The 13,928-nt window shown below is 31.6% G+C and carries 9 protein-coding genes and 1 tRNA gene; 7 read left to right on the forward strand and 3 right to left on the reverse strand.

What is annotated here, in order from left to right; genetic code table 11:
- Positions 1–89 precede the first annotated feature (89 nt).
- The gene (gene trxA, locus BMX42_RS12680; RefSeq protein WP_091315057.1) at positions 90–407 is read left to right on the forward strand and encodes a thioredoxin; all 318 of its coding nucleotides are present in this window, start codon (positions 90–92) and stop codon (positions 405–407) included.
- Between the two features lie 47 nt (positions 408–454).
- On the opposite strand, the gene BMX42_RS12685 is transcribed toward trxA, so the two are convergent.
- Genes BMX42_RS12685 through BMX42_RS12695 form a run of 3 tightly spaced genes read right to left on the reverse strand, consistent with a single transcriptional unit; the run spans position 455 to position 5,250 of the window.
- The gene (locus tag BMX42_RS12685; RefSeq protein ID WP_091315061.1) at positions 455–2,521 is read right to left on the reverse strand and encodes a tetratricopeptide repeat-containing sensor histidine kinase; all 2,067 of its coding nucleotides are present in this window, start codon (positions 2,519–2,521) and stop codon (positions 455–457) included.
- Positions 2,522–2,551: 30 nt separating this feature from the next.
- Entirely contained in the window at positions 2,552–4,549 is a 1,998-nt protein-coding gene (locus tag BMX42_RS12690) for an ATP-binding protein (RefSeq protein ID WP_091315064.1), read from the reverse strand.
- Entirely contained in the window at positions 4,546–5,250 is a 705-nt protein-coding gene (locus BMX42_RS12695) for a LytR/AlgR family response regulator transcription factor (protein ID WP_091315066.1), read from the reverse strand. Before BMX42_RS12695 ends, BMX42_RS12690 begins: the two co-directional genes overlap by 4 nt.
- Before the next feature lie 142 nt (positions 5,251–5,392).
- Here BMX42_RS12695 and BMX42_RS12700 point away from each other — a divergent pair, with 142 nt between their 5' ends.
- From BMX42_RS12700 to BMX42_RS12725, 6 genes are all read left to right on the forward strand, one after another.
- Positions 5,393–5,893, forward strand: coding sequence for a hypothetical protein (locus BMX42_RS12700; protein ID WP_091315070.1), 501 nt, complete (start codon positions 5,393–5,395; stop codon positions 5,891–5,893).
- A 161-nt stretch (positions 5,894–6,054) separates the two neighbouring features.
- The gene (locus BMX42_RS12705; protein ID WP_091315073.1) at positions 6,055–9,033 is read left to right on the forward strand and encodes a tail fiber domain-containing protein; all 2,979 of its coding nucleotides are present in this window, start codon (positions 6,055–6,057) and stop codon (positions 9,031–9,033) included.
- A gap of 25 nt (positions 9,034–9,058) precedes the next feature.
- On the forward strand, positions 9,059–9,652 hold the full coding sequence (locus BMX42_RS12710) for a hypothetical protein (protein ID WP_091315075.1): 594 nt from the start codon (positions 9,059–9,061) through the stop codon (positions 9,650–9,652).
- 117 nt (positions 9,653–9,769) lie between these two features.
- Positions 9,770–10,696 (forward strand): DUF58 domain-containing protein, encoded by a 927-nt coding sequence (locus BMX42_RS12715; protein ID WP_091315081.1) that lies wholly within the window; start codon positions 9,770–9,772, stop codon positions 10,694–10,696.
- Between the two features lie 86 nt (positions 10,697–10,782).
- Positions 10,783–10,856 (forward strand) — tRNA-Asp (locus BMX42_RS12720).
- Positions 10,857–11,164: 308 nt separating this feature from the next.
- Complete coding sequence (locus BMX42_RS12725) at positions 11,165–13,897, forward strand: DUF7619 domain-containing protein (protein WP_091315085.1); 2,733 nt, start codon at positions 11,165–11,167, stop codon at positions 13,895–13,897.
- The last annotated feature ends 31 nt before the right edge of the window (positions 13,898–13,928 follow it).

Consider the following 13,928-nt stretch of genomic DNA (forward strand, 5'->3'; position numbering starts at 1 on the left):
AAGAAATCATAATTTTTTTCACACCTTAAATATATTTTCTACTTTCGCATTGTAATAAATTAGTATTAAAACATAAACAAGACAATAATATGGCATTAGCAATTACAGATGCTACTTTTGAAGAAGTAGTATTAAAATCAGATAAACCAGTAGTAGTAGATTTTTGGGCAGCTTGGTGTGGACCATGTAGAATGGTTGGACCAGTTATTGATGAAGTAGCTACAGAATACGATGGAAAAGCAATCGTTGGAAAAGTAGATGTAGATGCAAATCAAGAATTTGCTGCAAAATACAGTGTAAGAAATATTCCTACAGTTTTAATTTTCCAAAACGGAGAAGTAGTTGGAAGACAAGTTGGAGTTGCTCCAAAGAAAACATACACAGACGCTATTGATGCTTTATTATAATAGCTAAGTAAATAAACAAAAAGGCTCCACGAAACTGGAGCCTTTTTTTATAACTTTAATGTAAAAGTTGTGCCAATATCTTTTTTAGAGTTCACTTCAATTTCACAATTAATAGCTTTTGCTAAATCTCGAATTAAATGCAATCCTAAACCGGTTTTAATTCCAACCACTTCTTTGTCATCATATAAGGCTTTAAATTGTTCATCTGAAGCACCTTTTCCGTTATCAGTAATAGATAAATAGGAAACATTGTTTTCTTGCCAAGTTTTCCAAAGTATGCTTGGGTTTTCAATTCCATCTAAAGCTTTAATCGCATTTCCAGTTAAATTTCTAATGATAGTTTTTAAGTAATTTTCATCTGTATTTATTTGAATGTTTTGTGGGTTTTCAAAAGTAATTTCGACTTTTTCTTCGCTTGAAAAATGCATTTTCGTATCATCAAAAAGTGAATTCACGTTTATTTTCTTAGGTTGCGGTTTGAAATTTTCCATTTGACTTTTGCTCCATTGTAAAATATCTTCCATCGAATTTAGAAGATTTTCGGCTCCAGCCATAGTTTTATCTTGCATGCGTTTGGTGCTTTCTTCATCTAACATTTCTGGACTTTCTTTCTGAAGTTGTAAAAAGAAAACTAAGTTGGCAACCGGACCGCGTAAATCGTGATTTAAAATACTGAAAAATCGCGTTTTGGCTTTGTTGGCTTCGTCCAATTCAGAATTTAAGATTTGTAATTTTTCGTTGGTTTTTTTTCGATTTCGACTTTGGTAAAACAGTAAACTTCCAATAATCGCTAAAAGGAAAAGACCACCAATAAAGTAATATTTTTGTTTTTTAGCCGTGTCAATTTGAAGGTTTTTGTTTTGTATTTCTTGCTTTTTGACATTGTTTTGATACTTAGCTTCCATTTCAGCCAAATTCTTTTTCGCTTTTTCGGCAAGTAAGCTTTCTTGTAATTTGGTATATAACGACAAGTGATAATAAGCCAAATTTTTATCACCAAGACCTTCATAAGTATCAGCAAGAAGTTTGTGTAATTCGCTATTTTCTTCTGGTGTATCTTCTTTAATAATTGGTTCGGCTAATTTAAAAAAAGGCAGTGCTTTCTGATAGTTTTTTTGTTGTAAATAAATTTTCCCAAAACTTTGATTCACTTGAGCTTTTGTAAAATCACTGGCGTATTTTGGCGCAAAGCTGTTGGCGTAATTAGCATATTCTAATGCTTTAGAATTTTGTTTTCTTTCTAAGTAGTAATTCGAAAAGAGTAAATTACTTTCAATAAAATACTCATAGCAATCACCTAAATCGACAGTCTTTAAAAACGATTGGAATTTTGAATATCTTTCTTCTGCTTTTTTTAGATTATTTTGTTTTAAATAAATGGAAATAAAATCTTTATGAACAGCGGCAACACCTTCTTTGTATTTGGTTAAATATGGTTCGCTTTCGGTTAAATATTCTAAGCTTTTTGGTAAATTCTCCATAGTTACATATAGCTCAGAAATATTTACTAGTTGTACTCCGTAATTAATAGAGTCATCGTAATCAGCTTTAGATAGATGTTTTTTTCTTCCTTTTAAACCATCAATTTTATATTGCAATCCTTTTTCATATTGACCAACATTAATGTAATAATCTGAAATTTCGGCAAGAATTTTACTTTTTTCAAATTCGTTTTTGGAAGTATCAATTACTTGGTGTAATTCATTTAAAACGCGTTCTCTTTTTGAAGTTGAACCATAGTTTTTGTAGCAAACTAGCAATTGCTTTAAGGCTTCAATAACTCTTTTGTTGTTTTTTGCTTGTCGCCCAAATTGTTCCGATTTTTCTAAATAATACGAAATGCTATCGGTTTCACTTCCGTAATCAAAGGAAACACCAACATAGAAATTGAAAAGGGATAAATTAGAATAATCGCTTTTTGAAGTTAATTGAACGCCTTTTTTGCCGATAACTCTCAATTGTTTATAGTTTTCAACCGCTAGAAATTCATCACAATATTTTGCCCAAGCATGAAGCTTTTCTTTTTGAGTTTTATATTTAGAAAGATTAGGCTCTTTTTGACTAAAAAGTGTAGTTGTAAATAATACGAAAAGAATTAAAAAGATTTTTTTCATAATAATTGGTTATAAGTGAGTTTTTTCTTTCTATTTCAATTTTAAGGTAAAAGTAGTTCCGTTATCAATTTTAGAATCTACCAAAATTTCACAATCAATTGCTTTTGCCAAATCTCGAATTAAATGCAATCCTAAACCAGTTTTAATTCCAGTCACTTCTTTTTCGTCATATAAAGCTTTAAATTGTTCGTTTGAAGCGCCTTTTCCATTATCTGAAATTGATAAATAAGTAAAGTTGTTTTCTTGCCAAGTTTTCCAAATTATGCTTGGGTTATCAATTCCATCCAAAGCTTTAATGGCATTTCCAGTTAAATTTCTGATGATTGTTTTTAAGTAATTTTCATCCGTATTAATTTGAATATTTTGTGGGTTTTCAAAAGTAATTTGGACTTTTTCTTCACTTGAAAAATGTGATTTTGTATCTTCAAATAAAGAACTTATGGCAATTTTTTTGGGCTGCGGTTTGAAATTTTCCATTTGACTTTTGCTCCATTGTAAAATATCTTCCATTGAATTTAGAAGATTTTCGGCGCCAACCATAGTTTTATCTTGCATACGTTTGGTGCTTTCCTCGTCTAACATTTCTGGACTTTCTTTTTGAAGCTGTAAGAAGAAAACCAAATTGGCAACAGGTCCGCGTAAATCGTGATTCAAAATACTAAAAAATCGTGTTTTAGCTTTGTTAGCTTCGTCCAATTCGGTATTTAAAACTTGTAATTTTTCGTTGGTCTTTTTACGATTTCGACTTTGGTAAAACAGTAAACTTCCAATAATTGCTAAAAGAAATATTCCGCCTATGAAATAATATTTTTGTTTTTTGTTTGATTCGAGAGTTAGGTTTTTGATTTTAATTTGGTTGTTTTTTAAATCAATTTCTCTTTTGTCTTCCAAATTTTTTATTGTTTCTTTTTTAGAAAAATTAAATATAGAGTCTTTGTAAAGAGTAGCTTTTTCATAGGCTAATAAGCTATTTTGAAAATCATTATTTTGTTTATAAGCCAAATGCAATTTAAAATACCTTTTTTGTTTTTCGTCTAATAAATGTAATTTCGAAATTAGCTGAATGGATTTTTCATAAGAAGCAATACTTTTTTTGTTAAGCTCTTTCTTTAGTGAATTGCTTTTTTCTTGTTGAGCTTTAAAGTAATAAATGTCGCCGAATTGATAATAAATAGCCGCAATTTGAGCTTCATTTTTAGGTTTCAATTCTTCTGTTTTAAGTAAAGGAATTAAAATTTGTAAAGCATTGTCATATTTTTGATTGTCAATTAATAATCTGCATTCATTAATTAAATATTTGGTTTTTTCTAAATTCAACCCTTTTTTTTCTGCGTTTTTTAAAACATCTAAATAATAATTGTTTTTTATTAAAGTGTCTTTTTCAGCGACTAAACAATTAATTTTTGAATTGTTTAGTTCTTTTTTTAAGGGTATTGTATTGATAGCAATTCTAATGTTTTTTGTGCTGTCTGATTTTTTTCTGTAAAGTTTCGCTTTTTCGGCATCACCTAAATAGATATAAATTGTACTAATATTTTGCAGAGTAATCGATTGTAGTTCTTTGTTATTAACTTCTTCAAAAAGTTGTAACGATTCAAAAAAATATTTTAATGCAGTAGGATAATCACTTTTTAGAGAATACACTTTACCAATTCCTCCTAAAATTTCACCTTTAATGCTTTTGCTTGTTGCGTTTTTTAAGCCGAATTCGTAGTTTGAAAGTGCTTCGCTGAAATTACTTTTTGATGCACTAACTATTCCTAAATTTCTATAAGAATAAGCGATACCATTATTGTATTTTATTTTTTTAGCAAGTTCAAGCGCTTTGTTGGCATAGGATTCACAAAAATTAATATCTATTTTACGATATTCTTTTGCGATGTTGTTATATAAATCTACTTTGGTTTTTTCGTTTTTTATAGTTGGAATGACTTGTTCCAAAGAATCAATAAGCATTTTACCTTCTTTCTTCTGACAAAAAGCAAAAACTGAAAGTAAAACCAAAAGTAAATTTAGCAAGAATTTCATATCACAAAATTCAAATTGTCCTTAAAACTTCTGCCCACAGGAATGGAAACATTATTTTTTAATTCAATTTCTTGACTTCCTATTTTTTGAATAAACTGTTTTTGAACCGCAAAACTTCTGTGTATTCTAACAAAAGACTGAAATTTTTCTTCTTGTAAAATTTCACCTAAATTAGATAACACACAATGGCGTTTTCCTTCCGTTACTAAAATCGTATAATTTTTTAAAGCTTCCAAATATAAAATTTCGTGAAGTTTGACTTTAATTTGATCGTGTCCTGTTTTCACATAAACCACATCTCCACCAATAGTTGATTCGAATAAACTTGCTTTCAATCGAACTTCCATAAATTCTTCAATGCGTTTTACCGTTTGTTCAAATCGTGGAAACTTAAATGGTTTTACAATAAAATCTAAAGTTTGCAATTCAAAAGTTTCTGCTGCACTTTCAGCATGAGAAGAAATAAAAACACAAACGGGAATTTCAAGAGCTTTTTGACGTAATTCAATTCCAGAAGCCCCAGGCATTTCAATATCTAAAAAAGCAACTTCTACAGTGTTGGTTTCTAAAAAAGTAAGTGCTTTTTCTGCAGATTCAAATACGCCAATAATATTTAAAGTTGGAATTTTTTTTGCATATGACATCACGACAAGCCTGTCCATTTCGTCATCGTCTACTATTATGCAATTAAAAGGCTTCATCGTTTTGAATTTGAATTCAAATATAAGAAAATTTCGAATAAAATTTCTATTCGTGTATTTTAAATGCCGTTCGTCCTTTTGTGATTGTTCCGCTTTCTCTGATATGTTAAGTTTGTTGCTATTAATTTAAAAACCATTAATTATGAGTACTTATAAATATGTAACACCTTATTGGAGAGACAGTCAAACTGTTTTTGGTGAAGGAGTAAAAGCGTATACTGGAACTACTTTTTTTATATTGAATCACAATAATGAACGTGCTGATGTTGCGATTCATTTTTATGATTTAGATGGGAATTTGTTAACCGATATGGAAGTGTCAATGTTGGTTCCGCCTAATGCAGTTTTAGATATGCGAATTGTTGATGTTATTAGCGCTAAAGATCCAAACTATCGAGTATCAACTGGTTTAAGAACAGGTTCTATGCGAATTGTTAGTGATGTTCCTTTAGTAACAAGTGGAAAAATGTATAATGGAAGAGTCACATCAGGTGGCGATGTTGAAGATCTTAATGTGTGGTCTATTCCGTTTGAGGAAGTTCCGTTTGTGAAATTAGATTTGGGAAGAATTGGTGGTGAAATTCCAATTCCAGATAATAGCTATAAAGGATATTTTGGCAGAAGAAGACCTGGCCAAAAATAGTATACAAGTATAAAACCCCATATTAAACAATATGGGTTTTTTTTTATGTTTGCATTTCATTCGTGTATTTAAAACGTCGTTCGTCCTTTTGTGGTTTTTTACTGTTTGGTATTGAGTGAAATTTGTAGTGCTTAAATAAATTAACTACTTAAAATCTAAAAATGAAAAGGTTAGTACACATAATTTTGTTGATGACTCAGTTTGGGTTGTCGCAAGTCGGAATCAACACAACAACCCCACAAGCCCAATTAGATATTAAATCGAGTAATCAAGTCACACCTTCCAATACAGATGGAATTCTGATTCCTAAAATTGATGCATTTCCTCTTACAAACCCAACAGCCTTACAACAAGGAATGATGGTTTATTTAACCACAATTTCTGCAGGAAAACAACCGGGATTTTATTATTGGGACAATGTTACTATAAATTGGATTGGTTTAGGTGGAGGCTCCGCAAGTTCTGGCTGGGAAACTACTGGTAATGTAGGCACAAATCCAACTATAAATTTTATAGGAACCACAGATGATAACGATTTGATTTTTAAACGAAATAATATTGGTTCAGGTGTTATTAGCTTTTATAATACTGCTTTTGGAAATAATGTTTTTACATCGAATACTACAGGAAATATTAATACAGCATTTGGTTCTTTCGCCCTCAGATCTAATACCATAGGAAACAGTAATACTGCAGTGGGAGTAGGATCACTTGGTGCGAATACCACTGGTAATTGGAATACTGCTGTTGGTGCAGATAATATGAATCTTAACAACGGTTCCGCAAATGTTGCAGTTGGTAGTTTTGCGTTGCAGTCCAACGTTTCTGGAAACAATAATACTGCAGTCGGGACAGATGCGTTATTAAGTACCACAGGATCTGAAAATATTGCTTTAGGATCTCAGGCTGGGCTTTCTAACCAATCAGGTAATTCTAACATTATGATAGGTAATGGAACGTCTGTACCCGATGTGAACGGTAGTTTTCAGATGTCTATAGGAGAAGTTATTTATGGTGCAGATATGAGTACAACAGCTTTAGGTAAAATAGGGATTGGAGTGCCAGTTCCAACAGAAAAACTGGAAGTGGCTGGAAAAACTAAAACTACTGAATTGCAAGTTACAACTGGTGCAGTTGCTGGTAATGTGTTGACATCGGATGCTTTGGGGAATGCCACATGGCAAGCTCCGAATACAGGAAATTCTTGGTCGATAAATGGAAATTCAAATATAAATCCTAATACCAATTTCATAGGTACAACAAATAATATTGAAGTTTTTTTTAGAATGGGAAATCAAACTTCAGGGGTAATTGGAGCGTCTGACACTTCCTTCGGAAGAAACTCATTAGGTGTGTATTCATTAGGTAATGAAAACTCCGCTTTTGGAGTACTTTCTTTGGGAAGTAATCTGCTTTCTGGAATTCAAAATACTGCGGTTGGAAATAAATCAATGGCTAGTAATACAACTGGAAGTTTTGATACAGCTATAGGTTACCAATCGCTTTATACTAATACGACTGGAACAATTAATACTGCTAATGGTTATCAATCACTTTTTTCAAATACAGCTGGAGATAATAATACTGCAGTTGGAGGATATTCTCTTCGTGCTAATACAGTAGGAAATAGTAATGTTGCTAATGGATATTCTGCGCTTTATTTTAATACAGCTGGAAGTTTTAACGTAGCAACTGGTTTTTCTTCACTTTATAGAAATACAACTGGAGCGTTAAATACAGCAAATGGTTCAGCGGCACTTTATTCGAATACTACAGGTTACGAAAACACAGCAACTGGAGCAGGTTCACTTTATACAAATTCAACAGGTTATCAAAATGTTGCCAATGGCCTTGATGCCTTGTACTTTAATACAATCGGTACTGGAAATGTGGCTACTGGATATCGTACACTTTATAATAATACTTCAGGGAATCACAATGTAGCCAATGGATTTAGGTCATTGTATTCAAATACTGCAGGAGTTGGGAATATTGCATTTGGTTTTCAATCCTTGTATTCAAATACTACAGGAAATACTAATATTGCTGCTGGTTCTGGGTCATTATACTCAAATACTAACGGACAAAGTAATATTGCTGTTGGGCCTGCTACTTTGTACTTAAACACTGCAGGAAATGGTAATATTGCTACAGGAATTAGTTCGTTATATTCCAATACTATTGGAAACAATAATATTGGATTTGGATATAGATCATTGTACTTAAACACTTCGGGGAATTTTAATATAGCTATTGGGGATCTTGCATTAAATTCTAACACTACAGGAAGTAGTAATATTGCTAATGGAGGTCAGGCATTATTTTCAAATACAACGGGTAGCAATAATATTGCTATTGGTAATCAAGCGGGTTATAGCGAAACAGGTTCCAACAAACTTTACATCGAAAATAGTAACTCAACTACTCCGCTTATTTATGGAGAGTTTGATAACGATTTAGTTAAAGTGTACGGAAATATTAAAGTTGATAATATCACAACAGCAGGAAACGAAATGCAATTGGTTAACAAAAATAACTTTGTGCATAACAATGGAAATCAAGTGTTTGGAAGTGGTGGCGATGATTTAATTCTTTCTTCGCAAGAAGGTAGTCCTGAAACAGCTGGTTTTTATGGTGATGGAAACGCAGTGACAATTTGGTCAGCTGGTGACGGAAACCAAGGTCAAGCTGCAGCATTGGTTTATTTTTTAGATGAAGATTCTTTTGATGGTGCGAATACAAATCCATACGATAATAGTGCTTTGAAGTCTTATATAACACCAACTGGTGCTTATGTTCAGGTTTCCGATAAAAACAAAAAAGAAAATATTGTAAAAATTGAAAATGCATCTGAAAAAATTGATAATATTTCAGGATACACTTATCAGTTTAAACTTTCTTCAGAAGAAATCAAAAAAGGAAATAAAGCAATTGTTTCAAGTGGCGTTTTAGCGCAAGAAATTGAAAAAGTGTTACCTGAAGCGATTCAAAAAAATGAAAAAGGCGAATATTTTGTGGATTATGCAGCAATTACACCGCTTTTAATTGAAGCGATAAAAGCACAAAACGAAAAAATTAAAGCGTTAGAAAATTCACAAATTGAAATTTTAAAACGATTAGAAAAATTAGAAAACAAATAAAAATCAAGCACTAAATATAAAGATTATGAAAGCAATTAAAAGAACAATCAGTATTCTACTGATAAGCCTGATTTCAATTTCTTGTACAAAAGAAGAAGTTGTAAATAGAGAAGCAGTTATCACACCATTGCAATCTGCGGGAACAAGTTCAGGTGCAAATTGGGCAAGCTATTCTACTTATTCAAGAGCCGAAGCTGATATAGTGGTTTCAGGACTTCAAGGCAGAATAAATGAATTGGAACTTAAAATAAATGCTGAGGTAGAGGGTTTAGATTACTTAGATTTTTACCTAATATCACCATCTAATCAAATTTTACCGTTAATGGGATATATGACTCAGACAACTCCAGGTTTAATTACAATGGATGTTAAATTAACGGACAAAGGGCCATTACATATTGATGATTGGACTGAAAGCACGAGTATGACAGGTAGTTTTTATCCGTCTGGAGAATCAGGTTATGGGTATGGTTTAGCCAATCAAATGTTATATGATTTTAAAGGTTTTAATGATCAAAATCCTAACGGACAATGGACCGTTTATATAAGAGAAAAATTTAGTGGATCGGCTTATGCCCGAATTATAAGTGCTGAGTTGCTTATTTCAACTAAATATTAAAAAAAAACAGTAGTAGTTTTTTAGCAGAAAGAGGTTCGTCTCGTTTTCAAAACGACATTGGGCCTTTTTTTTATACTTCTTTTTTGTCTTCCAAAATATATAAACTATATTTGAGGTATGAACTTAGAATCGCAACTCGAAAAAATATCACAGTTTAAAAATTTAGAACTTTTGGCTAATCAAATTGTCGAAGGTTTTATTTCGGGTATGCATAAAAGTCCGTTTCATGGTTTTTCTGCCGAATTTGCCGAACATAAAATTTATAATCAAGGCGAAAGTACCAAACATATCGATTGGAAATTATTTGCCAAAACTGATAGATTGTATACCAAGAAATACGAAGAAGAAACCAATTTGCGTTGTCATTTAATTATTGATAACTCTTCTTCTATGCATTATCCAAAACTGAAAGACAATCAGTTGTTTTCTGAAAGTAAAATTGGATTTTCTATATTAGCATCTGCGGTTTTAATGAATTTATTGAAAAAACAACGTGATGCGGTCGGAGTTTCGGTATATTCTGATACGTATGAATATTACGCTTCAGAAAAAGGAAGTGAACGCCATCACAGAATGATTTTAAATCAATTTGAAAACATAATAAACTATCCAAAAGAGTCTAAAAAAACAGATACAATTACTTTTTTACATCAAATTGCCGAAAAAGTACACCGTCGTTCTATGGTCGTTTTGTTTACAGATATGTTTATTGGTGAAGATAACGAGAAGCTTTTTAAAGCATTACAACATTTAAAACACAACAAACATAAAGTAGTTTTGTTTCATGTTTATGATGGAAAAACCGAGTTAAATTTCAATTTTGACAATACGCCACGTAAGTTTATTGACGTAGAAACAGGTGAAGAAGTCAATTTATTTGCCGAAAACATGAAAGAAAGTTATGAAAAAGTAGTGAAAAACTACTTTGAAAATATTTCGAATACCTGTTCAGCGTATAAAATTAAGTATGTACCCGTTTCAGTTGATGAAAAATTTGAAAAAATTATTACTACATATTTAGTTGAAAAACAGAAGTTTGGATAAAAAGTCAAAAAAACTTGTAATTTTTTTTAGCAAAACGTTTGCAAATAAGAAAAACTGTTCTATATTTGCACTCGCATTACAGCAACGGTTTGGTAGTTCAGTTGGTTAGAATACCTGCCTGTCACGCAGGGGGTCGCGGGTTCGAGTCCCGTCCAGACCGCAAAATTTGGGAAGCACTTCAGAAATGAAGTGCTTTTTTGCCCAAATATCTTGAGGTTTCAAGATAAACTCAGTTGTGTTGTTTACCCGAGAGATCGGGAAAGGTTTAGTAGTTAGACCAATGAAAAGCTTTCCATTTTTGGAAGGCTTTTTTGATTTTATACTATTATGGTTTCATGAAATCTTAAAATGAGATAAAAAAACAAACATAACTTTTGTCGGTAAAATCATACATTGTATCGGCTTTTTGTATTTTTCTTATATTTAGGTATTGCTTTTTTGTATTTTTCAATCTTAAATATTCACAATATGAGAAAAACATTACTTCAAACATTATTTTTACTTTTTGCTTTTGTACAGTTTGTGCAAGCACAATGCTTGCAACCATCAGGTATTTTTACATCTAATATAACCGAAACTTCTGCAGTAGTTTCTTGGACTGATCCGAATGTGAATTCGGGTGCTATTTATGGAATCAATATAGTTCCTTCTGGTACTGCGCCAGGAACATCTTTTGTTTCAACAGCTAGTAGTCCTTATCAATTTACAGGATTAATGCCTTGTACAAGTTATAATGTTACACTTATAACTTATTGTTCTCCTAATGTAGTTAGTGATCCAACTACAGTTATATTTTCAACAACATGTAGTGGTGGATTATTTAATCAACCACAAAATTTATCACAATGTGTTGATGACCAAAATGGATTAGCTTGTTTTGATTTAAATGTGAATAACCCAGTTATTTTAGGAAATAGTAACCCTTCAGATTATACAATTACTTATCATGCCTCTCAAGCAGATGCTACTAATGACGTAAATCCATTATCTTCTACATATTGTGTTGCTTTAGGGAATTATACTTTATTTTCTAGAGTTGAAGAAAATGCTTTAGGTCAAATGATGCAGATAAATGCTTTTACAGTTGCTGCACAAACCTTCACAAACGCAGGTAGTTTAAATCCTATTGCGCAATGTGATGCTAATAATGATGGTACTGTTATTTATGATTTAACAACCATTCAAGCGCAACTTTCTACATTAAATCAATTGGTTTATTATCCTTCTTTGGAAAACGCTGAAAGCGAAACCAATCCAATTGCAAATCCAACCGCACTATCAATTAGTACAACATTACCAGTTGTAACAATTTTTGTAAGAGAAAATGTTGTTAATGGTTGTGATAATGTTTACTCTGTTAACCTACTTTCTCAAATAAATTGTAATGCTGCTTCAAACTGTAACAATGCAAATTCACTTTGTGGTAGTTTAGCAACTCCTTTTTCAAATACAATAAATGTAACTAATAGTGGTTTGCCTGGGAATATGGGTTGTTTAGGTTCCTCTCCAAATGCAACTTGGTTTACTTTGCCAATTAGTAGCTCGGGTACTATCAATTTACAAATCAATCAAGGAAATAATGTGCCTTTATATAATAATTTAGATATTGATTATATTGTTTACGGACCTTTTTCTACAAGTACAGGAAATTGTAATTCTGTAAATGATAATAACGTTGTAAGTTGTAGTTATTCTGCTCAAGCTACAGAATACCCAATAATTGCTAATGCAGTTGCTGGTCAATATTACTTAATGATGGTGACAAACTTTTCTAACCAAATAGGTGTTATCAATATTAATGTTTTGCCAACTTCTACAGGAACTATTGATTGTACAGGTATGGCTTTTACAGCGTTTTTAGATTCTAATAATAATGGAACTAAAGACACAGGTGAAGTAAATTTCCCATTAGGAGATTTCCACTATGAAAAAAATAACAATGGTACAGTTCATAATATTACTGCGCCAACAGGTAAGTTTACTATTTATGATAACAACATTTCGAATAGTTATAATGTAAGTTTTACAGTAAATCCATTATATGCTTCTTTATACAATGTAAATCCTTCAGCATTAAATAATTTATCTGTTGCAAATGGAGTGTTATCACAATATAGTTTTCCAGTAACTTCACTTCAAAGTTATACTGATTTAGGTGTGGTTGTTGTACCAGTAAATAATCCAAGACCAGGTTTTAATTATATTAATAAAGTGGTGTATGGTAATTTAGGAAATCAAGTTGTAGCTAATGGAACAGTTACATTCACAAAAGATACAGCGGTTTCAATAAGTTCGGTTTCACAAGTTGGAGTGGTAAATAATGCCAATGGTTTTACTTACGATTTCACGAATTTGCAACCTTTTGAATACAGAACAATTGACGTTAACATGCAAGTACCAACAATACCAACAGTAAGTGCTGGTCAGTTTTTAGTTAGCTCTGCTACAATCGCGCCTTTAGCTGGTGATGTTTCTCCAGAAAACAATTCAAATTCTACTAGTCAAATGATCATAAATGCATATGATCCAAATGACAAAACTGAAGCGCACGGACCAGAAATTTTACATTCTAGTTTCACGTCTAATGATTATTTATATTATACAATTCGCTTTGAAAATACAGGAAATGCAAGCGCTATAAATGTTCGTGTAAATGATGTTTTAAATTCGATGTTGGATGAAAATACTATTAGAGTAGAAAGTGCAAGTCATGCGTATGTTTTAGACAGAGTTGGAAATACTTTAACTTGGAAGTTTGATAACATTATGTTGCCAGTTTCTGTAGCCAACACAACAACAGGAAAAGGTTATATTACATTTAAAGTAAAACCAAAAGCTGGTTATGCAGTTGGTGATATCATTCCGAATAATGCTTCAATTTATTTCGATTTTAATCCAGCAATCGTTACAAATACTTTTCAAACAGAATTTGTAGCGCTTTTAGAATCGGAATCATTTAATGCAGATGAATTTGCAGTATATCCAAATCCAACTAGCTCAATTTTAAATATTCAATCTAAATTGAATATGACGATTTCTGAAGTGAACGTTTACGACTTATTAGGTAAACAACTTTTAAATAAGAAAATAAATGTTTCTGCAACAGAAATTGATATGATAAATTATAGTCCAGGTTTATACTTACTTGAAGTTGTTTCAGAAAACAATCAAAAAAGTATTCATAAGATTATTAAGAAATAATAAAAACTAAAAAATCCCGATTCGTCGGGAT

Source organism: Flavobacterium terrigena (assembly GCF_900108955.1).
GTDB lineage: Bacteria > Bacteroidota > Bacteroidia > Flavobacteriales > Flavobacteriaceae > Flavobacterium > Flavobacterium terrigena.

What these genes read in the sequence shown, in the direction of transcription:
- trxA (WP_091315057.1), top strand. Translation starts at nt 90, where the DNA reads ATGGCATTAGCAATTACAGATGCTACTTTTGAAGAAGTAGTATTAAAA.
- BMX42_RS12685 (WP_091315061.1), bottom strand. Translation starts at nt 2,521, where the DNA reads ATGAAAAAAATCTTTTTAATTCTTTTCGTATTATTTACAACTACACTT.
- BMX42_RS12690 (WP_091315064.1), bottom strand. Translation starts at nt 4,549, where the DNA reads ATGAAATTCTTGCTAAATTTACTTTTGGTTTTACTTTCAGTTTTTGCT.
- BMX42_RS12695 (WP_091315066.1), bottom strand. Translation starts at nt 5,250, where the DNA reads ATGAAGCCTTTTAATTGCATAATAGTAGACGATGACGAAATGGACAGG.
- BMX42_RS12700 (WP_091315070.1), top strand. Translation starts at nt 5,393, where the DNA reads ATGAGTACTTATAAATATGTAACACCTTATTGGAGAGACAGTCAAACT.
- BMX42_RS12705 (WP_091315073.1), top strand. Translation starts at nt 6,055, where the DNA reads ATGAAAAGGTTAGTACACATAATTTTGTTGATGACTCAGTTTGGGTTG.
- BMX42_RS12710 (WP_091315075.1), top strand. Translation starts at nt 9,059, where the DNA reads ATGAAAGCAATTAAAAGAACAATCAGTATTCTACTGATAAGCCTGATT.
- BMX42_RS12715 (WP_091315081.1), top strand. Translation starts at nt 9,770, where the DNA reads ATGAACTTAGAATCGCAACTCGAAAAAATATCACAGTTTAAAAATTTA.
- BMX42_RS12725 (WP_091315085.1), top strand. Translation starts at nt 11,165, where the DNA reads ATGAGAAAAACATTACTTCAAACATTATTTTTACTTTTTGCTTTTGTA.